Annotated in this window: 14 protein-coding genes; 4 read left to right on the top strand and 10 right to left on the bottom strand. The window is 44.7% G+C overall.

Annotated features, from left to right (window positions below; all coding sequences use genetic code 11):
- Positions 1-17 precede the first annotated feature (17 nt).
- Positions 18-1,151 (bottom strand): aspartate-semialdehyde dehydrogenase, encoded by a 1,134-nt coding sequence (gene asd / locus A7325_RS03190; RefSeq protein ID WP_068404555.1) that lies wholly within the window; start codon positions 1,149-1,151, stop codon positions 18-20.
- A 453-nt stretch (positions 1,152-1,604) separates the two neighbouring features.
- Here asd and A7325_RS03185 point away from each other — a divergent pair, with 453 nt between their 5' ends.
- The gene (locus tag A7325_RS03185) at positions 1,605-2,738 is read left to right on the top strand and encodes an endonuclease/exonuclease/phosphatase family protein (protein WP_191689697.1); all 1,134 of its coding nucleotides are present in this window, start codon (positions 1,605-1,607) and stop codon (positions 2,736-2,738) included.
- 634 nt (positions 2,739-3,372) lie between these two features.
- Here the strand turns inward: A7325_RS03185 and A7325_RS03180 are convergent.
- The gene (locus tag A7325_RS03180; RefSeq protein WP_068404552.1) at positions 3,373-4,782 is read right to left on the bottom strand and encodes a peptidylprolyl isomerase; all 1,410 of its coding nucleotides are present in this window, start codon (positions 4,780-4,782) and stop codon (positions 3,373-3,375) included.
- 187 nt (positions 4,783-4,969) lie between these two features.
- Positions 4,970-8,035: an LPS-assembly protein LptD gene (locus A7325_RS03175; RefSeq protein ID WP_068404550.1), complete on the bottom strand. Its 3,066-nt coding sequence runs from the start codon at positions 8,033-8,035 to the stop codon at positions 4,970-4,972.
- Between the two features lie 363 nt (positions 8,036-8,398).
- Here A7325_RS03175 and A7325_RS03170 point away from each other — a divergent pair, with 363 nt between their 5' ends.
- Positions 8,399-9,484: an aminoglycoside phosphotransferase family protein gene (locus tag A7325_RS03170; protein WP_225211535.1), complete on the top strand. Its 1,086-nt coding sequence runs from the start codon at positions 8,399-8,401 to the stop codon at positions 9,482-9,484.
- A gap of 108 nt (positions 9,485-9,592) precedes the next feature.
- The gene (gene murU, locus A7325_RS03165) at positions 9,593-10,321 is read left to right on the top strand and encodes an N-acetylmuramate alpha-1-phosphate uridylyltransferase MurU (protein WP_068404546.1); all 729 of its coding nucleotides are present in this window, start codon (positions 9,593-9,595) and stop codon (positions 10,319-10,321) included.
- Between the two features lie 99 nt (positions 10,322-10,420).
- Here murU and A7325_RS13660 read toward each other — a convergent pair whose 3' ends face one another.
- The 7 genes from A7325_RS13660 to A7325_RS03135 form a co-directional block, all read right to left on the bottom strand.
- Positions 10,421-10,537: a DUF2474 domain-containing protein gene (locus A7325_RS13660; RefSeq protein WP_102077207.1), complete on the bottom strand. Its 117-nt coding sequence runs from the start codon at positions 10,535-10,537 to the stop codon at positions 10,421-10,423.
- Positions 10,538-10,697: 160 nt separating this feature from the next.
- Entirely contained in the window at positions 10,698-11,714 is a 1,017-nt protein-coding gene (cydB, locus tag A7325_RS03160) for a cytochrome d ubiquinol oxidase subunit II (protein ID WP_068404544.1), read from the bottom strand.
- A complete protein-coding gene (locus A7325_RS03155) occupies positions 11,714-13,219 on the bottom strand; it encodes a cytochrome ubiquinol oxidase subunit I (RefSeq protein ID WP_068404542.1) in 1,506 nt (501 codons plus the stop codon). The genes cydB and A7325_RS03155 overlap by 1 nt, the downstream gene beginning before the upstream one ends.
- 513 nt (positions 13,220-13,732) lie before the next feature.
- On the bottom strand, positions 13,733-16,303 hold the full coding sequence (locus tag A7325_RS03150; protein WP_068404540.1) for an esterase/lipase family protein: 2,571 nt from the start codon (positions 16,301-16,303) through the stop codon (positions 13,733-13,735).
- Positions 16,304-16,640: 337 nt separating this feature from the next.
- On the bottom strand, positions 16,641-17,858 hold the full coding sequence (locus A7325_RS03145) for a tetratricopeptide repeat protein (protein WP_068404538.1): 1,218 nt from the start codon (positions 17,856-17,858) through the stop codon (positions 16,641-16,643).
- Between the two features lie 246 nt (positions 17,859-18,104).
- Positions 18,105-18,749, bottom strand: a complete 645-nt coding sequence (gene coq7 / locus A7325_RS03140; RefSeq protein WP_068404536.1) for a 2-polyprenyl-3-methyl-6-methoxy-1,4-benzoquinone monooxygenase — start codon at positions 18,747-18,749, stop codon at positions 18,105-18,107.
- A 171-nt stretch (positions 18,750-18,920) separates the two neighbouring features.
- Entirely contained in the window at positions 18,921-20,261 is a 1,341-nt protein-coding gene (locus A7325_RS03135) for an MFS transporter (RefSeq protein WP_068404534.1), read from the bottom strand.
- Between the two features lie 324 nt (positions 20,262-20,585).
- Between A7325_RS03135 and A7325_RS03130 the strand changes: the two genes are divergently transcribed.
- Positions 20,586-24,152: an autotransporter assembly complex protein TamA gene (locus A7325_RS03130; protein WP_068404532.1), complete on the top strand. Its 3,567-nt coding sequence runs from the start codon at positions 20,586-20,588 to the stop codon at positions 24,150-24,152.
- Positions 24,153-24,239 lie beyond the last annotated feature (87 nt).

Genomic DNA, 24,239 nt, shown 5'->3' with positions numbered 1-24,239 from the left:
TTGGCGATTAAATAAGATTAGCTGTTTTGCTCACGGATGATATTCAGCATACGGCGTAATGGCTCTGCTGCGCCCCATAATAGCTGGTCGCCGACAGTGAACGCACCCAAATATTCAGGGCCCATATTGAGCTTGCGTAGGCGTCCTAGCGCCACTGTTAAAGTGCCAGTTACTGCTACCGGTGTTAAGCGATTTATAGCAGCTTCTTTGGTATCTTCAACCACATCTAACCACTGATTATCGCTATTTTTCAATGCCGCTTCGATTTCTTCTAGCGGGATGTCTTTTTTAAGTTTAATCGTTAAGCCTTGAGCGTGACAACGCATGGCGCCAACGCGGACACACATACCGTCAATGGCAATTTTATCGGCTTCAGAATTGCCAAGGATTTTATTGGTTTCAACGCCACCTTTCCATTCTTCGCGCGATTGTTTGTTTTCTAACTGCGAATCGATATAAGGAATCAAACTGCCTGCTAGTGGTACGCCAAAGTATTGCTTTGGAAAGTCGTCTGAGCGCTGTGTCTGAGCGATTTTTTTATCGATCTCAAGGATGGCGCTGGCAGGGTCGGCAAGCTCGTCTTTGACTGCTTCATGGAGTACGCCCATACCTTCGATTAGCTCGCGCATGTTGTTGGCGCCAGAGCCACTCGCTGCTTGATAAGTCATGGCGCTGACCCATTCAACCCAGCCTTTATTAAACAGCTCCCCGATTGCCATCAGCATCAGTGACACGGTACAGTTACCACCGATGAAGTCTTTTTTGCCATTTGCCAGTGCCTTATCAATCACATTGCGGTTAACAGGATCAAGAATGATGATGCTGTCATCTTCCATACGTAAAGTACTTGCCGCGTCAATCCAGTAGCCAGTCCAACCGCTATCACGTAGGGGCTGATGTACCTTTGAGGTATAATCGCCGCCTTGGCAGGTGATAATTACGTCACAGGCAGCAAGTGCTTCAATATCATGAGCATCTTTTAGTTTGCTGGTCTTGATACCGTCAAAGCTTGGGGCGTCGCCGCCAGCGTTACTGGTCGAAAAAAACACTGGTGTGATACCATCGAAGTCTTTTTCTTGACGCATACGCTCTATCAATACTGACCCGACCATACCGCGCCAGCCTACCAAGCCTACTGTTAAATTACTCATAAAACTCAATCCTTTTCACCATAAGTTGTTGCACTGCCAACCGATAACAATGCCGTGAATAGCAGCAAAAAGCAAGGTTTTTTAGAGAATATACCGCATTTTTCAGATATGACTTATTCACTTTTCTACTTATCAATGCTACTACCCATAAAGCCTGCTATTTATTAAGCTTGCTGATTGTTTATCGTGTCAACTTCTCTTAAATTCAAGCCCCTCTAAATAAGGCTTAAATTGTAATTTTTTATAGCCGCTAACGTCTAATGAATGTTCAATAGTAGGCGCAGGCGTGATGAGGTGCTAAAGTAAGCAGGCTATTTATCTTGTGACAAAGGTTTAGAGTTTAGCCGCTCAATCATTTTTAGCTTAAATAATTTTAGCCCAAACAATTATTATATAAAGAATATTCACTATTATTGGCTTTGCCATTCATTTAATAAACGGTCGACACACATTATGGATCTCTCCCTCTTATATTATGGCGCTCAGTGGTTGGCAGGATTCATCGCCTTTGTCACTATTTGGGGCTTGTTGCCTCTTGATAATTGGTGGGTGCGAGGTGTTGAGTTTCCCCGTATTCAAATCATGTTCCTCGGGTTCGCCGCTTGGCTTGGCATGGTTATATTTTGGTCGGACTGGCAGCTTGGTCAGTGGCTGTTATTTATCGTTTTAAGTAGCGCGCTCGCCTTTCAATTGCGTATGGTGTTGCCCTATACCATACTTTGGAAAAAAGAAGTGCTCACTGCCAAGGATATGCCAAATGGACATGCGCACCAGCTTAAAATCATGGTTTCAAATGTATTGACGCCCAATGATGAGACCCAAAAACTGGTTGAACTGGTAAAAGATAAGCGCCCCGATATTTTAATTACTTTAGAGACTGATAAAAAATGGGAGAAAGCCCTTAATCAAATAGAAGCAAATTATCCTTATACTGTCAAAGTGCCTTTGGATAATCTATACGGTATGCATCTGTATTCTAAGCTTGAGCTCATAGACCCTGAAGTTAAGTATTTGATGATTGATGATATTCCATCTATCCATACGCAGCTACGTTTGCAGGGTGGACAAGTGATTTGGCTCTATTGTTTGCACCCGATGCCGCCCAGTCCGACAGAGGCAGATAAGTCTACGACCCGCGATGCTGAGCTGCTGATGGTTGGAAAACATATCAAAGAAAATAAGCAAACGGCGATATTGGCAGGAGATTTAAACGATGTCGCTTGGTCAAAGACTACCCGCCGCTTTCAACGTATCTCAGGCTTGCTAGATCCTCGTATCGGGCGCCATTTTATCAATACCTTTCATGTTAAATATCCGTTTTTACGTTGGGCGTTAGATCATATTTTCCATAGTGCCTGCTTCACCTTAGTCGATATTCAGCGCATGCCGTCTATCGGCTCCGACCATTTTCCGGTGCTGACAACGCTACAATACGAGCCCGAAAAAGTCAGCACCCAAGAAACTAATGCGCCAATTGAGAAGGCAGAAGATGTCAAAGAGGCAAAAAATACCATTGAAGCGGGTAAGGAAGAGGGCTGTAAAGTATCAAAAGAACATGCAGAGGCTGAAAAGGAAAGTGATTGCTAAAAAGGTTTTATCATCTGTATAAAACCCTCGCCACAAACAATGGCGACGTAAGCAAATGCTTACGCTAAATAAGGTCTTTAGCCTCTAGTCGTTCCGCGTCAATTCACCTAGAATACAACCATCAACACAAGGATACGTAAGGATGCAGTGTTGAGGCAGTAACAATAAAAGCACAGGTCAGCCCGCTGTCTTATAGGTTACTGTTTATGACTTAGGACGAGTCAACACGGAAGAGATAATAACAACAATATGAAACGCCATAGCCCTGAACCCAACGCCCTAGGTTCGGGGCTTTTCTTTGTGCATTATTTTTATTTGAAAAATATTTTCGACCGTTAATAAAAGCGTTAATAAAAGCGTTAATGAATGTATAGTTAAAATATCCTAAAAACGCGACGGTATTGCTGATATCAATTTTTTGTAGCCTCTGTCTGCGCAGGCACAGCTAGCAAGAAAAATTGATATCAGCAGTGCGTGATGTATTGTTATTACTTTTCACTTATAGAGCTCTGAGCTAAAGCTTATCCCATCATTTATGGAGTTTTTAATAAATGACCTAAATTAAAAAAGGGTACATGCATTAGCATATACTACCCTTCTTTTATAAAATTTTTTCGATATTATTAAATACTAATTAGCCGAGTATCTGAATATAAGCGCCGGCTTGTAGTTCTTGTAGCCAGTCTTCTTTGGCTTGCGGAGCAAGGCGCTGATATAGCGCTTGACGTGCCATATTGCGACGGTATTCATCGCTGACATCTTGCTCGCGTTTGCCTTCAACTTTTAGAATGTGCCAGCCAAATTGCGTTTTGAATGGTGCAGAGTAATCACCGACGGCGGTATTCTTCATCATTGTTTCAAACGGACCAATCATTTGCTCTTCACCAACCCAATCCAAATCGCCACCGCGTCCTGCTGAACCGGGATCATCTGAATAAGTTGAAGCTAGGCTCGCAAAGTCGGCTCCTTTACGTAATTGCTCGTAGAGGTCATTGATTTTTTGCTCAGCCAAAGCATCGGTTTGTAGCTCATCGACTTTGACTAAAATGTGACGCGTATGCCACTGCGGCACTAGCATGGTATCACTGGATTTTTTATCAGCCAGTTTGATGATATCAATACCTTCTGGGGTCACTAACGGCGCACTGACGGCGCCAACTTCAAGTTTGGTGATTTCGCTAGCAAGCTCGGTTGGTAGTGCAGCCGCTTTATGAAAGCCCATATCGCCGCCTTGCAACTGAATAGGGTAGCTGCCTTGACTTGCGGCAATGGCTTCTGTGACATCGACATTTGGCGCTTGCAGTCGTGTGCGTAGACGCTGCGCGACTTTTAATGCTTCTTCACGCTGGGCGTCCGACAGACGGCTGTAATCGTCCATATAGGGGATACGTACGTGAATGGTTTGATATTCGCTTTGACTCAAACGCTTGGCTTCAGGAGAGGCCAAAAAGGCATCGATATCTTGTTCGCTGATGCGCACGCGGCTTGCGATTTGGCGCTGCTGCAAGGCTTGAATCGCGGCATCTTCAATCAATTGCGCGCGTAGGGTAGCATAACTGCCTGGTTTTGCGGCGTCCAAACGTTGTTGCAACTCGCCAAGGCTGCTGAGTCCTTCTGCTTGGGCGATTTGAGCCAGCCGCTGATTGATGGCAGCTTCATCAGGATTGAGACCAACTCGTTTGACCATTGAGAGTTGTAATTCACGCATGATGAGGGCGTTTAACACTTCAGACTGCAGCTGGGCTGAATTGGCAATCGGTTCACCAGCCGCCTGCGCCCTTGCTTGGGTTTGCGCCATGGCAGCGATGAGATCACTTTTTAAGATAGCGTTTTCATTGACCAAGGCAATGATACCGTCCGTACTATTGGCAGGCGTCAAACGTGCGGCGCTATTTTTCTGAGTGCCAGCATCAACGTTTGCAGCTGAAGTTTTTGCAGGCTTAACGGTGGCTGCTTGCGCACTTAGGCTCAGAGCAATAGCGCCCGTCATACCCATAGAAAGCAATACAACTCGGCTTGTCTGACGTAAAGAAAAAAATCTCATGATGCTCCTCATCAATGTCATTGCATCGGATGGTAATCGGTTAAGCCTTAGCCGTTACTCTTCATTTAAGTAGCGGCTAAGGCTGTTTATAATAGGGTGTAAACACTGCTATATGCTGTTATAGCACAAAAGTTACTTGATACATAAACCATCAATCATACGTGAGTCTAAGGATATAGACGACGTTTTATTCATCTTTCCATGCGCTTTGAACCGGCTCAAAGCCCAACACTTTATCAGAAAGTAAGCGTGTTAAGCGGCTGCTACCGCTACCAAGACCGTTGAGTCTGATTTCTGCCATAATCGCTTGTGTTGGTTTGTCTTTGATATTCAAATCATTATAGTAACGACGACCATAAACTGCAAAACCAAAACAGCAATCCTCATAATCAACACCGATTAACGAGTCGAGCATTTTATCACGATTATAATCGTATTGACCTTGCGCCAATACGCGCCAGTTATTATTAATTGGGAAAACCGCTGATGCGGTAAACGCCGATAAAGGTAACTGGTCGGTGTTTTCATCGCGCATACGCTTCACAAAGCCGACGTTAAATAAACTGTTGTCAGATGGCTGATAACGCAGCTCAGTGGTGATATAGTTTAAATCATAGCTATGAGTAAGCGCGCCGCTTACATCGACCCAGACGTTATTATAAGGCTGGGTACTGGTATCCCAAACCAATCCTGAGGAAGAATTCGTCAGCACGGGTTTTTGGTCTTCAAGGGTCACGCGCCCATCATCGATATAAAACTGCTCTGCGATACTACCATCAAAACGTGTCACACCCGTTGCATCGATGTAACGATAATTAATACCGGGTGTAAAGGCATGCAAATCTTGCAAGCGGTCATGACCTAAAAACCAGCTGTCCGAAAACAGTTGCTCGTAGTTGATAGAGGCAATACGGGTATTAAAGTTAGGAATATCGTTTTGGTCTTTATAGGGCGAGTAGGTATATTTTAAGCGCGGACTGAGCAAGCGATAACCGCCTAAAGTATCGTCAAAGGCGCCAAAGGGTGAGCCCGCTTGAGAAAAGTGCAGGCCAGCATCGACACTGACTTGAGGCACAAATACCGATTGGTTGCCGTCATCTTTGCTCAAATCATTGTCCGCCAAGCTGTCTTCATCATAAGAAGTATATAAATGCTGTAAGCTAAGTTTAGGTTTGATATAGCCCCAAGATTTTTCCATCGGATAAACGGCGCTTAATTTATTATAAAAACGCGTGCCACTTTTTTCATTTTCAGAGCCATCATCGATGGATTTTTTAAAATAAGCCGAGTCACTTACGCCTGTGATATCAAAGCTTTTTGCCCATGGTAGACGATAGTCAAGTTTAAGCTGTGGCAAGCGCGAGTACGGCTTGTCTTTATCTTGTAATGGCTGTCCATTATTGTTAAATGCATCGAGCGTTTGGAAAGTCTCGACTTTTAATTCACCATTGACATAATCGTTATAATAATTCACCCGCGCACGGCGTGGTAGGTTTAAGGTATTGTCTGACAAACCCAAGGTATCGAAGTCATTGAGATAATCGGCATCTGACACATAGCTATATTTTGCGTCGCCACTTAAGCGTGGAATACTGGTAGATGACCAGTAATGATCGTAAAAAAAGCTGCTGCGATCTTCGCCGTCATATTTTTTATCGTTGGGCAAATAAGAGCCGTTAAAAATCCCTTCGCCGTACTCCTCAGTTAGATAACGAAACTCACCGGAGAGCATGGGGTTACGGTTGGTATAAACGCGAGTATTAAGGGTGGCGTCGTAGTATGGCGCTAAATTAAAATAATAAGGTACGTCAACTTCAAGTCCGCTTTCACTACCGACACTCGCGCTCGGTAATAAAAAGCCGCTGCTGCGTCTATTGTCTATAGGGAAATTAAAATAGGGTAAATAAAATACCGGTACATCAGCAATTTTAAACGTTGTGTTGTAAGCTTCGCCGCGGCCTGTTTCGGTATCTAAATCGATGCTTTTAGCATCAAACTGCCATTTACGGTTGGTCGGCGGGCAGGTGCTAAACATCACCTCATCAAGCTCATACTGCGTCTCGTTAGGGCGGTTTAAGCGCTTGGCATAGCCGTGTGCTTGCAGCTCTACGCTAGCAAAAGCCACGTCCTTAGCTGTTGATTGTCCAGTTTCGGTATTGTAGTTTAAGCTGTCGGCGACACCGATAAGACCGCCAGTGGAGGCTTTTTCAGTGAGGCTAGACTTAGCGTTTTGACCATTGATATTTTGTCCGTTGCTGTTTTGAAAACGGTTAGCTTCGGCCAAGCCAGCAGCGTTTTTGTTTTGTCCAGTCGCTTGGTCGGTAAACATCACTTTACCCTGTGCGGCTGCGACATTGTTGTTCAAATCGAGTACGATTTTTTCCGCTTCGATATGCTGCGTTCCTTGGTCAACGATGACATTACCAGAAAGCTCGGCGTAGTCGACATTGTCGTAATAGCCATAATCCGACTCTGCAAACAGTGGCGCTTGATTATTAGGAATGCCGTTTAAGTTGGGCGCTGGCTGGCCGTTAGGTGCGCCCGTTTCATTGATCGCACGTTGGTAATTAGGATTTTTTTTAGGATAAACCCATTGACCTTCACAGCGCTGGGCGCTATCGACGCTATTTGGTAGCAGTTTTAAGTCGTTGCCTACAGGTTCAATGGTTTGCGCGGCAAAAGAGTTTTGAATATCGCTGTTATTGCTATCTGCTACGTCATCATTGCTATTATTATGTAACGTAGCGGGATCTGTATCAGGCGTTAATTCATAAAATTCTGCTAAACGTATCAGGCTGTCTTGAATACTTTCGTCATTGACATCAATGCTGCGCTTATTGGATTTGGCTGTGCTGCTGTTATTAACGGGCGCAGTGGTATTGTTTGTTTTAGTAGCGTTGTTGACGGCATTATTATTAACATCAATCCTGTCACTGCTGTCATTAATTGCCGTGATATTTACGTTGTCACTGGTAAATACGTCATCATTGTTGAAAACAGGCGCAGTTGTTAATTGACTGTTTAACGCTTTATTATTAGCATCAGCAGTGCCACTTTGGGTTTGATTGCCCTTTTCAGTAGAGAGGGTATACAAGGTGGCGTCACTACTATTTTCAGTGATTAGTGGCTCAGTCGTCTGTGCATCAACATTGTTATCGACAGGATTAAGAGCCGCACTGACCGTCAAGCTGGTTAAGCCCAAGGCGCCAAATAAAATCAAACGGATGCTTTGGTAAAGCGGAGAATATAACAAGGGCACACCTATGATTGTAGAGCCTATTGGATTGCGATCGTTAAATGACAGGCTATATTTTAACGTTATTTAAAGGCGAATAAACCTATCATTAAGACGATAATCTCGAAAATCGGAACGTTTTACATATAATGACGACTAATCATAGTCAAAAAAAACCAAATCAGCTACACTATTTACCAAAATTTATACGATAGCGGATGATACAGACCTTTTTACGGCTACATAGCCAGTAGATTTTGTCTGCTTAAAGCGGCTGCACTGTTTAGGCGCACGCTCATTATTTTAACAACTATTTGCCCTACATATCACTTATTTATGACTGATATTTAATTTGCGATACTTTTTATGACGGATAAAACCATGACAGTACCTAACGTAACCGCTACGCGCCAGCAGCAGTTAGAGCAATGGTTGCAAGACGTGTTTGCCAACCAAAAATTTATTCTTGATAGTCTGCCGGGTGATGCCAGCGCGCGCCAATATCACCGTATCCAGTTACTTGATAATGATGCTGTCGAAACTGAGCGCTATATTGTCATGGATTCGGCTGACGAACAAGACGCGTTGCAGCAGTTTATTAATGTCGCAAAACTGATGGCGCCAGCAATCAATGTTCCGACGCTCGTCGCTCAAGACGTGGCAAAAGGCTTTTTGATATTGCAAGATTTTGGTACGGTAGAATTTGCTCATCTGCTGGTCGATGCGCCAGCCGCTCAGGTGAATGATTACTATCAATTAGCGCTGCGCACTTTGGTTGCCTTACAAGTGGTGCCAGTGGCGACCGCAAAGACGGATCATCAATTACCAGATTATGATACTGCCCTACTAAACCGTGAGATGAATTTGTTTAGCGAGTGGTTTATTCCTTATATTGGTATAGAGCTTGAGCAAACGCTTTGGGAAAATCTTAAATCGGCTTTAATCGCTGAGATTTTGGTGCAGCCGCAGGTCATCGTCCATCGTGATTATCACAGTCGCAACCTTATGCAAGACCAAGCAGATCATACGCGCTTGGGCGTGATTGATTTTCAAGATGCGGTGATAGGCGCGTATAGCTATGATTTGGTATCATTGGTACGCGATGCTTATGTAGAATGGCCAGAGACTCAGGTATCAAGCTGGATACAGGACTGCTGGCAATTGCAAAAACAGGCAGGGCTGGTAACGGCTGATAATGCAGCGCAGTTTGAAAATGATGTCAATGTCATGGGCGTACAACGGCATTTAAAAGTGCTGGGTATTTTTATCCGCCTGTTTGAGCGTGATGGCAAAAGCCGCTATTTGGCCGATATTCCAAAAGTCATGCGTGACCTGATTTTTGAGCTAGAATGGCTGGCAGAACACGGTAATTCCGATATGCAGCAAGCGGTTACTCCTTTTAATGAATGGCTGCGAGAGTCTATCTTGCCTGCTTATCAACATAAATTTGTACAACAGTATATTTAAACAACATGAGCAAAATAAAAACGATGACAGTATTCATCGCTTTTACTTTGTTCAAAACAGTCGATAATGAATAATAGGCAATCATACAGCCAACAACAAGGAGCGTGTATGTCGGTAATAACGCAAGCGATGATTTTGGCGGCTGGCAAGGGTACGCGCCTGCGTCCGCTCACACTCGAGACGCCAAAGCCTTTGGTGGAAGTAGGCGGGCAGCCGCTTATTGTCTGGCATATCAAGGCGCTACAAGCTGCTGGCATTACTGATATCACTATCAATGCCTCGTGGCTTGCAGACAAACTGATGCAGACACTGGGTGATGGTGCAGAGTATGGCGTGACGCTGCATTGGTCGATTGAGGGCGATGAGCCGCTTGAGACTGCTGGTGGGATTTTTAACGCGCTGCAAAACCATAAGCTGCGCGATGAGCCTTTTATCTTAGTCAACTCTGATATTTGGACGACCTATGATTTTGCGCCGTTGCGAGACTATCAGTTAGGCGCTGACCAGCGAGCACATTTATTATTGATTGACAATCCTGAGCATAATAATGGCGGCGACTTTGCTATCAATAATGGACTGGCAAGCGAGCAGCCGATTGCCGATGCGGACAAATATACCTTTGCTGGCATCAGTGTCATCTCACCAAGACTGGTTGATGGGCTGGTAACAGGACAACCGGCAGCCCTTGCGCCACTGCTAAAACAAGCAATGCTAAAGTTCCAAATTACCGCTGAGGTGATTAAAGACAATTGGATAGACGTCGGTACGCCCGAGCGTCTAACACAAATTAATGACTATATAGAAAATAGTGGTGTCGATAATCATCGCGGTGCATAAACGGTTTTACGACAGTTAAAGTTAAAACAAAAAAGCAGCGCTGAATATTTACTATTCAGCGCTGCTTTTTTATGGCGCTAGGTTTTGATAAAAGAGATTTTATACACCCATTGCCAATTTTATTAATTGGGCAATGGTAAAAACAACCAAAAAACCCGCCAAATATAAGCCTATAAACCAAGCCCATTGCGATTGTTTTTTACTGAGTTTTTTCATCACTATCTCCAAACTGCCTTTTAACTCCATGCTATTTTCTAACTTAAAACTACCTTTCTAATCTAAGCCATTTTCTAATAATCAGTCATCACATATTCATGAGCGGATTAAGCTAAGCGCGGCTACTATTCTTACTAGATAGATAATAGCCGCAGCTTATTTAATACATGTGCTCGTGGTCGGTTTTACCTTTAAAAGTATAATACGCGAAAGCCGTGTAACTTAAGATAATAGGTAACATAATACCGGCGCCGATGAGCATAAAGGAGAGCGAAGTATCAGCCGCGGCTGCCTCATAAATCGTCATTTGATACGGTACGATATATGGGAATATCGCCATACAAACGCCGATATAACCCATCAAGAATAATGCAACGGTCAATAAAAATGGACGATACTCGCGCTCAGTGGTTAAATCTTTACGCATAAAGAAGAATAAGAGCAAGACGATAATTGGCATCGGCGCTAGATACAACAGCCCTGGTAAACTAAACCAGCCTTCAAGCGCTTCGATATCTGAAAAATACATGAATATCGTCACCGCAATCATTGCGACGATTAAGGCGGTGAGCAGCCAACCTGATACTTTGCGTGCCCAGACTTGCAGCGTATGTTCGGTTTTGATAATCAGCCATGTAGAACCCAGTAGCGCATAACCGATCAATAGCGCAAAACCGCACATGATAGAGAAAGGTGAGAACCAATCAAAAGGGCCGCCCGTATACAGACGATTGCTGGCCTCTAAACCTTGGACCAGCGCCCCAAGCATAATACCTTGGGCAAACGTCGCAACGACAGAGCCGATAAAAAAGAAACCATCCCAAACGTAGCGATGGGCGGTGGCTTTAAAACGGAACTCAAACGCCACGCCGCGCATAATTAAGCCAAACAGCATAAAGATAACCGGCAGATAAAGACCGCTCATAATGATGCCGTAAGCGACAGGGAATGCGGCGAATAAACCACCGCCGCCCAGTACCAGCCAAGTCTCGTTACCATCCCAAAAAGGCGCGATAGAGTTCATCATGCGGCTACGGTTTTTATCAGAGCCTGCAAACGGAAATAGAATGCCGCAGCCCAAATCAAAACCATCCAGTAAGACGTAGATAAAGACTGATAGCGCAATCAAGCCACCCCAGATTAAGGGTAAATCTAATACATCACCATAGTTAAACATTAGCGTAACCCTCCATCATCGACGTCGTCAGCAGGTTCATCCAAACCTTCTTCAGGCCCTTTGGTTTTATCAGCAGCGCGCTTATCACCGCTTAGCGTGCGACCTTGGGCTTCGGTGACAGAGTGATCATAGAAATGATCATCCGACGGATCCTCGTACGGTTTGGGTCCTTGTGCAATGAGGCGCAAAATATAAAAGCTGCCCGCGCCAAACACAAAGGCATATAGCACAATAAAGCCAATCAAGGTTGTCGCCACTTGCTGCGCTGCGATAGGTGACATACTCTCAGCAGTACGAATAACCCCATATATCGTATAAGGTTGACGACCTGTTTCGGTCACAAACCAGCCGGCAAGTAGCGCTATAAAGCCAAGCGGCGTCATCATCATCCACGCACGGTGGAAGAGCTTACTCTCAGGATCGAACTGCTGCTTTTTAAAGTACTTATAAACACTAAATAAACCGATGAGCACCATCAACATACCAATACCAACCATGATACGAAATGCCCAAAATACAATCATAACGGGCGGCTGATCTTCTGGTGCCCAATTTTTAAGACCTTTAACTTCGCCATCTAGTGAATGGGTGAGAATCAAACCGGAGACATAAGGAATGCTAAGCTCATAGTTATTGGTTTGGTTTTTTTGGTCGGGTATCGCAAATAGCCGCAATGCCGCACCACTCTCATCTTCCCAAATCCCCTCCATCGCCGCGACCTTAGCTGGCTGATGCTCAAGAGTGTTTAAGCCATGCTCATCACCGATGAGGACCTGCGCTGGCGCCACAAATATCGCCATAATCATCGCCATGCCGAGCATGACTCGACCATGCTGCCGATGCTCAACGTGCTTTTTGGACTGTAAATAATAAGCGCCAATACCGCCAACCACAAAGGCGGTGGTTAAAAAGGCTGCCGTCATCATATGGGCATAGCGATAAGGGAACGAAGGATTAAAGATAATTTCAATCCAGTTGGTGGGGTATAACAGACCATCAGCGCCCAGCATAAAACCTTGCGGCGTTTGCATAAAGCTGTTGGCGGCCAAAATCCAAAATCCTGAAATCATGGTACCAATGGCAACGATAGCGGTGGAGGCAAAATGCATACGTTTGCTCACCCGTCCCCAACCAAAGAGCATAATTCCTAAAAAGGAGGCTTCTAAGAAAAACGCCGTTAAGACTTCAAACGCCAATAATGGCCCTAAGATATTACCAGCTCTGTCGGAAAACACGGCCCAGTTGGTTCCGAACTGATAGGACATGACCACACCCGATACCACACCCAGTCCAAATACCACAGCGAAAATCTTAACCCAATGTTTGTATACTTCAACATAAATTGGCTCGCCAGTTCTCAGCCAGCGAAATTCAAGCACGGTCAACCAGCTGGCAAGACCGATAGAAAAAGCGGGGAAGATAATATGCCAGGAAATAACGAAGGCAAACTGAATGCGCGCGAGCATCAACGCATCCATTTGATCAATCATAAATGTAGCGAACATAAACGGTTACCCTTATCTGTTAGCTGAATAGCGTTGGCTTCCATGATACGCGCAAGTCACTGTCCGTAACCGTCCATCAATCAGGGCGCTTATTATTACGGGCAATCGCTAAGTATTAGTTAGCGGCAAATGTAATTAAGATAAAAATTTAACTAAAATAGCGTTCATTACCCTTATGTTTTATTCATTACCGTATGGTAAGACTCAAAAATTTTAGGGCTGACTATTTAGCCAAAGTAAATAATTTATATCCTTATAAACTATTAAATATTCATCAAACGATCGTTTTATTCATAGTAAACGTCTTAGTATTATGCGCTTCACCTTACGCACACGCAAGTTGCACAAGTGTGCTATCACACACCTATGCGTTCATAAACCACTTACAATATTAGCCAATAATCTTTGAAATAATAGTCATTGTTTAACTATTGTTATCAATAGATACCAAACAGTAATATAAAAAAACAAATTTTAATAATAAGAATTTAAAGCTTTTTATATAGGTGAAATTTAGTTTGTATCTTGCTGCTGTAATTGTTGATGTAAAATACGGCGTAAGGTCAAAATAGTTTGTGGGTTTTCTTGGATGCTATGACCGCCGTTGATGACTGTCTCTGACGCCGCACCATCGAGGTGAGCGCTGGTGTAGGGCACGATACCATCTGACAGCTGCTCGGTGAGTGCTTGCCCAATCTCGCCATCGACTGTCACGGCGGCGACCAGGGGTTGACCTGGTAACTCATCACTATCCGTTAACAGCGCATTGCTGTCATCGACATCGATAACGTCCTCTGCATGGTCATTTTCTGCTATCTCCTCAGACAAATCGAGCTTTGCCCCAGCAGGCTGCATTTCTGCCAAACCTCGGGTAATATCAGCATCGTTATTGGCGATGATTGAATGATAGGTGATACGGTCGTTGATACGGATATCTTTGGTTAATTGAATAAAAGACGATTTGTCACTCAATTGACTGGCGCCATTTTGTAAATATAGCGCGCCGAGCGGGTTTTGGGCCAAATCGCCTTGGATGGCCAAGGCTGCTAAGTTATCGGTCACCGTTTTTACCAAACCAACGGGTAGATACACGATGCGGCGTAGCGCGCGCGTGAACCAGCGGTCGGCATAATCGGTACCGCGAAACGGCGACGATAAAAATACCGCCGTATCTACTTGTGGCAAAGTTTTAAGCTCAAAACGCTCTTTTAGCTGCTCTTTGCCCGCAGACTGCTTGATCGCCTCACGTATTTGACGTTTCTCATTCATCGACAGCGCATTTTGGTCGTCAAGTCGGTCCAAATCATCGAGCAAATTTTCGTCAGACAACATCATACGCGCAATGATACCGCCCATACTATGACTGATAATGACGCTGTTTTTGCTGGCGATATTTTGCCCCGTAGGGTCGGTTTTCTCATAAGCGGTATTGATGAGCTTTTGGATTTGATAGCGATTTTCTAAAATAGGCAAGTTGGTTGGATAAAAAATCTGCCAAACTTGATAGTTATTGCGCAGTTTGTCGTCATTAAAAATATCGTTGGTTAAGTTGACCCATGTCGCTGGGCTTGAGGCCAAACCGTGCAGCATGATGATGACGCGCTTATCAGCATCATAAGGTTCGAGCATAAAGAGCTTGGGTAAACTGGTTTCTTTTTTACGGGTAATCAGGTTTAGATAACCGACGCCATCGAGCTGGTTTTCTGCCAACCATAAGCCGTAACCTGCTGAAAAGTTTGCTGCCAGTGGATAATCGTCACCTAAGATATTGGCGCTCTCGCTGCGGTAAGGGTTGTATAAATGAATATCAAGCTGTTTGCTGCTCAGGGTATCAAGCACGCTATTGCCCGTCGGCTTAATCAGCCCGGTCATCAGTAAATGACCGGTCGGATAAATACGCGTACTGGCATCATCACTGTCCAAGCTATCCTTTGAGGGCTCTTTCGAGCTTTCGTTTATATCGCTGGCTGTTAAACGAGGGCTTTCTTGATGCAGTCTGCCCGTCCTATCTGCTAACGACGAGATTAATAATTGACGAATGGTAGTGGTATAGCGGTCGTCCAATGAAGCTACCAAGCTGATACCCAGACCTGGGCGCTTACTAATAGAGTTTAGTCCAGAGAGGCGTAGCTCATAGGTCGAGACCAAATCGGTTAGGGCAGCGGTTTGTTGGTTGGCATTTTTGAGGTAGTTATTTTCGTTGGGCAAATAGACATTGAGATTGTAGTCGTCTATGTGCATTTTCATGACTTTAATTTGGTCAGTTGGTTGCCCCTTGACGGCCGTAAGATTGGCAATTACTGCTTGCTCGCTGCTAGTGGCAGTACTTGCGGACGTCGGTAAATATTCTACCTTGGTATTACCCATCATTTTACCGCCACCATCAGCCGTTTGATAGAGCTGGGTAATCACATCGTTACTGGCAGCGTTATAGATGTCTTGGGTTTGGATATCCATCTCATTTGGAATACGACTTTGCGCGTGTGAGCGTCTGGTTTCTTTATCCGCACCTTCAAAATCATGCTCTAAGCTGTCATAAAATAAATAGGTATAACTGGTTTTAATGGCATCAAATAAACGTTCTTGATAGCCAATCAAGCAGCTATCGGTTCTTTTTTGCTGCGCCTTGGCATCAGTGTCGCTTAAAGGCGCGTTGGCATAATAAGGGTCAATTGGCGGGCGGGCGAGGGCATTGCGGCAGTCTTTAGATTCGCCAAGCTGGCGCGCTTTAGCGTAGTGTAATTCAGCAAATACTGCCAAAGCTGGGCGATAATGTTCATTGAGCATGCTGTCGGTAAGCTGCGTTAGGCAGAGGTTAAACTGCTGCATACACGCTTGCTCATTAAGCCCTGCTGACAATAGGACTGAGGCGGTATCGCTACTCAGTTTGTTATCGGTGATGATATTGCCGCGCTGGGCGGCGATGGTCTTTGCTGAGGGCTCTTTATTGACGGAGACGGTGCTACAGGCAGGCAATATTGCCATGGCGGCGACCACTGCGAGTAGAGCAAAAGGCGTCTTGTTTTTATGCTTATACTTATACTCTAGCGACGGCATATCGTTGGCAGGGTCAGCAAATATCATAGGTCATTCCAGTAATAAGTATCAGCAACGCATCATAAATAAGTGATAAATGTCACATTTATATAGCAGCATGAGTGTAACGTAAGTCGAGCTGTTCGACTATTGTAGTTGTTGTCTTATAGTCAGCTATCTTATATTCATATAGCATGAAATACTATCGAAAATATGGATAGGCAATGCTTAACAAAGCCCACTTAGATATCTCTAAATTAAGCACAAAAAAGCGCGCTCACATTATTAATCATAATTGTAGCGCGCTTTTTTACAGCTCTTTAGAAAACAGTGTGAGCTATCATTTTACCAAATAGCTAACACTTTACGTTTCCATCACAAAGAATTAAGTGCTTGGTTTGATATTAATATCTGGGGCAGGGATATCCCAAATATAGAATTTACCGTCCTCGATGAGCTTGATTTGTTGACGAATAATAGCGTTGTCAGGGTTTTGTTGCGCCAAGCGGCGTAAACGCTCTAGTGCCTTATCACGGCGATCACTTAATAAGTCAGATTGCGCAAGACTCTGCTCAGCTTCGGTATAACCAAGAGTGACGGCTTGATCAAGGTATTTTTGACCTTCTTTAAAGCCGCCACCTTCTGAGAGCATCATGCCATAGATAAAGTTGGCTTCGCCGCTATTTGGTTTAAGTTTGATGGCGCGATCGATATATTGTCCGCCACGTACCGTATATTCTGAGCCTAAATCTAAGTTGCGTCCCATGCCATTGAGTTTGGCGGCACGAACTAAGACATCGTACGAGGCATTTGGCGCTTTAGCATACGGCTCAATCCATTCAGTCAAGACTTTGATTTTTTCACGGGCGTTGTGGCGTTGGGTACGGTTCGGGAAGTTTGGTGGATAATGGCGCGCATTTGGTGAGACTTCTTTGATAAAGTCATCGAGTAAGCTGACGTCCAGTTTATCAGTGCCAAGTCCTTGCTGCTGCGGTATGAGCACGGTAGGGACAAAGCTGATATCTGAAATACTCACTTGCGGGGCTGGGATGTTTGGCAGCTGACCACTGCGTAAATCAATCCCCGTCGCAGTGATAGGACCACGCTCATAAACGCGCGTCGTACCGGTCAACTCGGACGTGTCTGGTGTTGGTACGGCTGGTGGCTGGGCAGCATTTTGCGCAGTGTTTAAAGGCGCACGGTTTGGTTGGGCAATAGCCTGCTGGACATTGCTTTGCTGCGTATTAGGGGCTTGATTATTAGCTGATTGCGCGACGTTAGTTGGTTGAGCGGTACTCTGCTGAACGTTATTTTGAGCGCCAGTCTCAACTCCAACATTGGCTTGAGCGTCAGCTTGCGCCGTGCTGATCGTTACATTTGGCTTGGCTAGGCGAATGATACGTTTACTAGAATCGATAGCGCTAGGTACTGCTGTGCTGCTCGTAGCGGACGCTGCGGCGGTATTCGCTTCTTCAGCTGCATTTGCCGGCGCTGATAGCAGCATGGTACAAGCGGCAGCGAGTGCCGTTAGGGTCGCAAGCCTAGGCGCTTTACTAGAGTGGGGCGCTTTATTAGAAATAGGGGTTTGGCTGATGGGTTTCATAAAAATAATTACCTTTTAATCGTTGTCGTTTATCAGTTATTGTAGTTACTGACTTGTTATCTATTCATCCATTGATTGATCGTTAGGTTTTGGCATTCCGTAAAATCGTACAAATTTTTCATACCCTAGCAAATTAATCTGACTGCTAACAGTAGTAGGATTGTTAAAAGCACAGAATAATGCCGTCTGTAGCCACTAAAAAAGGATGCAGATTAGTAGCGCCTGCGTATTATAGATGATAAACGCTTATAAATGATAAGCAGTGGCTTTCATGCGATTGGCCATCCAGCGCATCGTGTGGCGCACCAGTGGCGACAATGCCGCGCCGCCATTGGCCAGCGCCAACTCGCGGTGATGTAATTCTTCAATATCCATTTGCGCCAGTATTTCTCTTGAGCGTCGATCTTGCGGTGGCAATTGACCGATATGGTCTTGCAAATGCTCACTAACTTGCGCTTCGGTTTCGGCAACAAAGCCCAAGCTAAACTCGTTAGAAATCGCCCCTGCTACCGCGCCAAGCCCAAATGACATGCCGTACCATAAAGGCGTAAAAATACTAGGATGGCTACCAAGCTCATCTAATCGTACCTCGCACCACACCAAATGATCGACTTCTTCTTCAGCCGACTGTTGCATGGCTTGCTTGACGTCATCGTTTTTTGCGGCAAACGCTTGCCCGTGATACAGCCCTTGGGCGCAGACCTCGCCCGTATGATTGATACGCATCAAGCCTGCGACATGACGGGCTTCGTTGATACTTAGCTCAGGAATCTCATCACTGCTAACAGGCAGCGGGCGAGTGCTAGGATTTGAATGCGGTACAACCGCTCGCAATGCTTTATCTACGCCAAGTAATAGCTGGTCAATTTTTGATAAGGAACGCTGCGCCATGATTCACTCCTGATGGCTGTATGAATTATAAATAGAACTTATGATGAATAGGTTTAAGCTATTTAATAGGCCACTAAACCTATCAGACAACACTTATCGAACCACTATAACAAACAATAGACAATCTCGGCAGCGAAATTATTGGCTTGCCGATTCATATTGCGTTTGGCGCTAGTCGTATCGATTCTGCTCGTCATCATGGGTTTGGATAACGGCGTGTTTGACATGTTTATTAAGCTTGAAATATAAAAATATACCAAAAATAATATTTAATATACCGGTGACTAAAAACAGTTGCGGCAAATTTAGACCCAGCGCATTTAATACCACAATCGAGAAAATCGCCGAACACACCATAAAAATGGCATTAAAGATATTATTGGCACCGACGATACGCGCGCGATGGCTTTTTGGCGCATAAGCCTGCATAGAGGCATATAAAGGCACGATATATAAACCGCCGCTAAAGCCCAAAAAGAATAAGTCGGCAAATACGCGCCAGCTACCGCTCATACCCCATAAATCACTGATACCAAATAAGGTAGCCGAGCTGACACTGAGTTTGAGCCCTGACAAAGAAAAATATAAATCAATGGCAAAAATGCTCAAACCTGCAATGCCAAAGGGCAGTAAGCGCAAGCTGACTTGGTTTTTGGTCAAGGATTTGCACAGTAGTGAGCCAATCGACACCCCAACTGAAAATAGCGTTAATAAGAAAATCACCACGGACTCATCGCCATGCAAAATGACTTTGCTAAATTCTGGCGTTTGGGTCAAAAACGTCGCGCCATAAAACCAAAACCAGCTATTACCAAGAATGACAAAGAATAAAAAAGGCAACGAGTATAAATAACGCACCGTCGCCATACTGGTGGTAAAGATATTCCAATTAATCTTCAAATCAGGCTGCATCGCTGGCATGGTGGGAATAAAACGGGCGGCAAAATAGCCTATCGCCGCAACAAAAAGCACCGTCACACTTATCCAAAATAGCGGCTGGGTAATTTGGGTCAATACCCCAGCGATAATCATACCAAGCAAAATGGCAAGCGAGGTGCCCATTTGAAACAGACCATTGGCACCGACCAGCTCATTTTCCCTCATCGCTTGTGGCAAGTACGCATACTTAATCGGCCCAAAAAACGTCGATTGCGTGCCCATCAAAAACAGCGCCACAAATAACAGCGCGTACCATTCAAAGACAAAGCCGACAGCAGCGATAATCATAATACCTATCTCAAGCAATTTAATTAAGCGCGTCAGTTTTGATTTTTCAAACTTATCAGCAATTTGCCCTGCCAATGCCGAAAATAAAAAGTACGGCAAAATAAACAACATCGCCGCCAAGTTATTTAAAATACTGACTTCCATGCCCAATTGGCTGGCAGCAGTATAGGTCAGCACCAGTATCAGTGCTTGCTTAAAGATATTGTCATTAAAAGCACCCAAAAATTGGGTAAAAAACATGGCATTAAACCGGCGATGTTTAAAGAGTTGAAACTGATTGGCCATGAAGATTCCTACAGATGGGTCGCGGCTAATAAAGGAGAAAACAAACTTTTACGCAGTGATTGGCAGATAAACAATTATCAATACTATCAAAAACTTATCGAAATATAGCATAGGTTTTATCGATGTTACGCCGTATAATAGCAAGGCTTTGGTAAAAATACATGCGCACAGTGCTATGATTTGAGAATTAACTAAGTTATGATTTGTAAATTTTAGCCGTCCAAACCTTTAATGTCAGCGAACTGTTCTACGTTTATTCACCGGTAAGACGAGGCGATTGCCATCGACCGTCACTTGTGCCGCGTGAGGTGATAGGAAATAAATATGAAACATCAGCCTTCAACTCTAGCGCGCCACTCATCGGGGATACCGCCTGCTGCTGCGTCAAATGCGCCGCTGTGTTCGGCTAAAACTGCTCATCCTACTCATATAAATCCTATGGATAACCCTCGTCTTTATTTTACGCGTACGGCGCTATTTCGGGCATTGACCACCAGTTTGGTTGGCTTTGGGGTCAGTATTGCTATCGCGCCTAGTGCTCTTGCCGCCACTGATTTAAATAATAATACGGCCAATAATGCAAGCAGCAGCCAACTTATCAAAAATAGTGGCAATGATGCGACCACTGCACAGCCGCAACGACAATCGCAGCCACCAACGCCAAAACCGCCTTCCAATTCTTCGGCTCAGTCCTCGTCTAAACGAGCACTTTCTAAAGATGCCTATGAGGACAGCCAGCTTGATATTGCTTTGGACGCCTTACGTCTAAAAAAAGCCGTTGAAGAAGGTATTATCGATCAATCGGTATTGGATGATTATAGCGAGCAGAACTTAGGTATTAAAAATCCTAACAAAAACGCCACCGCGCAAGCAAATAACACGGATAAGTCCCAGTTATCAAATAATGATATCGATAGTATTAATGACTTTGCTAGTGCTATCGGTAATGGCATAGATAGTCTAGGCAACAACCAAGCATTTGACAGCAATGAAAACTTAGAGCAGCAAGTTAATAGCGTGCAGCAACAAGGCTATCAGATGATGACGGCTGACGAGATTGATCGCGAGCTGGCGGCGATGGATAAGCAAAACGCTCAAGATATCGGCAATATCACTCAAAGTAATGCCGTTAATAATATCGATGGTATGCGTTATGACGACAATGACTTTCAAGCTTTAGATGGCGCATTTGATGCGCCTGTTGCAAGGTTAGACGATAGCACGCCGCCAATTGGGCTCGATGTGAGTTTAGATGCTACCAATTTACCAGCACCGAGCAATCTTGAAACCTTGGGTAGAAATGAGGCCGCTGCTAAGCAGGCGGAGACAGATGATGTGATGTCGCGTCCTATTGACGTCAGCGATTCGGTTGCTAGTGGCACTGGCGATAGCGCGACTAGTGTGGACATGGATAGTGGGATAGAAAATGCCCAGTCAGACAGCATCAATCCTGATGATTATTTGCCTATTTATGAAAACGATGTCAATGCGGTAAAAGAAAGTATCGAACAAGCGGCGAAACCCAAACCGATAGCACGTAATAAAAAAGGCAATATTGTTAAGCGTCTGTATAATCGCTTTTTTAAAGGTGGCGTCGTCACCCTACCGCATGTTGAGACGACCATTTATTTGCAACAAGCCGCAGCAGATAATTTAAACGATAATAGCAAAAACAACGCTCAAAACAGTACAAGGAATGCTAAACCAAAATTAACCAAAGCTGACGATGATATTCAGCCCTTTAAGAATATCAAAGCCGCTATTGATGACACCACTGTGCAGTCTGTGGTTGATTACACTGCTGCGCTGCCGCGTCTACGCCAGAGCGCCTTAGATGCTGCCAAAGCCGTCGGCTACTATGATGTGACCCTACGTTTGCGCCAACCAAATACCGATACCATTGATGTCATTATTGAAAAGTTGGGTGAGCCGGTACGCGTTGATAGCCGCATTGTTGACATTCGCGGCGAGGGCAGCGAGCAAGAAGAGTTTGCCAAGTTAGAAGAAGATTTGCCGCCACAAGAGGGCGATATTTTTAATCACCGCGTTTATAAAGACAGTAAGGCGGCGCTTGAGTCCCTCAGTGATACCTATGGTTACTTTGATCAATATTGGCTCAACAAATCGGTCGATATTATCTTGCCCGACAATACCGCCGATGTGTCGCTGGTTTACAATACGGGTGATCGTTACAAGTTTGATGAAGTGGTGTTTTTTACTTATGATCAAGAGTCGGGTACGCTGACCCGCGATCCTGAAAAGCTACCGGTTGAGTTGTCGTTATTAAAGCAGCTGGTCGGCTTTGAAGAAGGCGAGCCATTTTATCGTCCGGCCGTGACCAAGTTTAGTAACGATTTATCGGCAACCCGCTATTTTAATACTGTCAACGTCGAGACGATTTTGCCGCCAGATGAGCGCACAGAAAGCAGTACTTTAGCCTTTGATAATACGCCTAATAGCAGTAGTACTGATACTACCGATGACGACTTCGATAGCAATAATATCGAGCAAAATGAGACAGTCATTAACGAAAATGACGCTGAGCGTTACGCCACTAGCGGTGAGACGGTCAATCCAGCCGATATCGCTGCCATCGAGTTTGAAGCCGATGAAGAAACCTTGAGTAAACTGCAAGCCATTAGACAAAAAGCTGAGCGTTTAAGCCGTCTGCCGGATGATCGCGTCTTGGATGAAAAAGACCAAAAAGCCACTAGTATTTTGGGTAAAATCAGCGACTCTATCAGTAATGTCGCACAAAAAATCTTCCCTGATGAAGAAAATATCCTTGCCGATGAAAACTTCGTCCCGCCAACGCTTGCTGGACGCAAAACCCCGCAGGACGTGTTAGAAAACAAAAAAGTGCCGCTGTACGTCTTTGTTTCGGCAAACAAACCACGTGATGCCCAAGTTGGTCTCGGTTATGGTACCGATACTGGGGTGCGCGCCACTGCCAAGATAGATTATAATTTGATCAATCGTAAAGGCTATCAAGCAGGGGTGGAAACCGAAGTTTCGCGCATTACCAAAAATGTCGCCGTGTATGGCAGTCGACCATGGAAGCATCCGCTAAACGATAAATTGGATGCCCGTTTGACCTACGAAGAAGAGGTTATCGATCAAGGCGAAGGTAATTTTGACTTATCTACCCGAACCTTAAAAGCAGCATTGGCGCGTAATATCCGCCGTGAAAATGGCTGGGATCGTAGCTACTCTGTACGCTACCGTTTAGATGAGTTAGAAACTGGCGTCGATGAGGAAGAATTAGACAATCTGCCAGTGCGCTTTACTTCCTCGAAACCGACGCAGCACGCTTTGTTATTTGGTTATGGTATGAGCAAAACAGACGTCGATAATGCTGCCAATCCTACCCGCGGGTTCCGTCAGTATTATGCGCTTGAAGCAGGTTCAGAAAGTCTGCTAAGTGATACCGATATGGCAATTTTACGCGCGGGTGTGAGCGGTCTTTATAGCTTCGGGGCTGACGATAAACACCAAGTGCTGGGCAGTTTAAATACCGGTTATATTTGGGCGGATGATTTTTACGAAGTGCCTTATAAACTGCGCTTCTTTGCTGGCGGCGATCAAAGTATTCGCGGTTATGATTACGAAAGCCTATCACCGATTGAGAAAGGCTATCTCACCGGCGGACAAATCCTCGCAGTCGGCAGTGCTGAATATAACTATGAGTTTAGACCAGGTTTCCGCGGCGCAGTCTTTACCGATGTCGGTAATGCCTATGACAAAGATTTTGAAACCGATACCAAAGTTGGCGTCGGCGTCGGTATCCGCTGGGCGTCGCCGGTTGGTGTGGTACGTGTCGATGTTGCTGCTGGCGTGACGGAAGATAGCATCCCTGTTAGACTGCATCTGTTTATCGGGTCGCCTTTATAAATGGCTGCTATAAGTACGCCTAACACGAGTGCTTATAGCAGTCTTGATAAAAACGCAAAAACCGCCTTATTTTTCATTCTAGCGCTT

Source organism: Psychrobacter sp. SHUES1, from assembly GCF_001652315.1.
Taxonomy (GTDB): Bacteria; Pseudomonadota; Gammaproteobacteria; order Pseudomonadales; family Moraxellaceae; genus Psychrobacter; species Psychrobacter faecalis.
The sequence above is the reverse complement of the archived record's forward strand: the minus strand, read 5'-3'. Positions and strand labels throughout refer to the sequence as shown.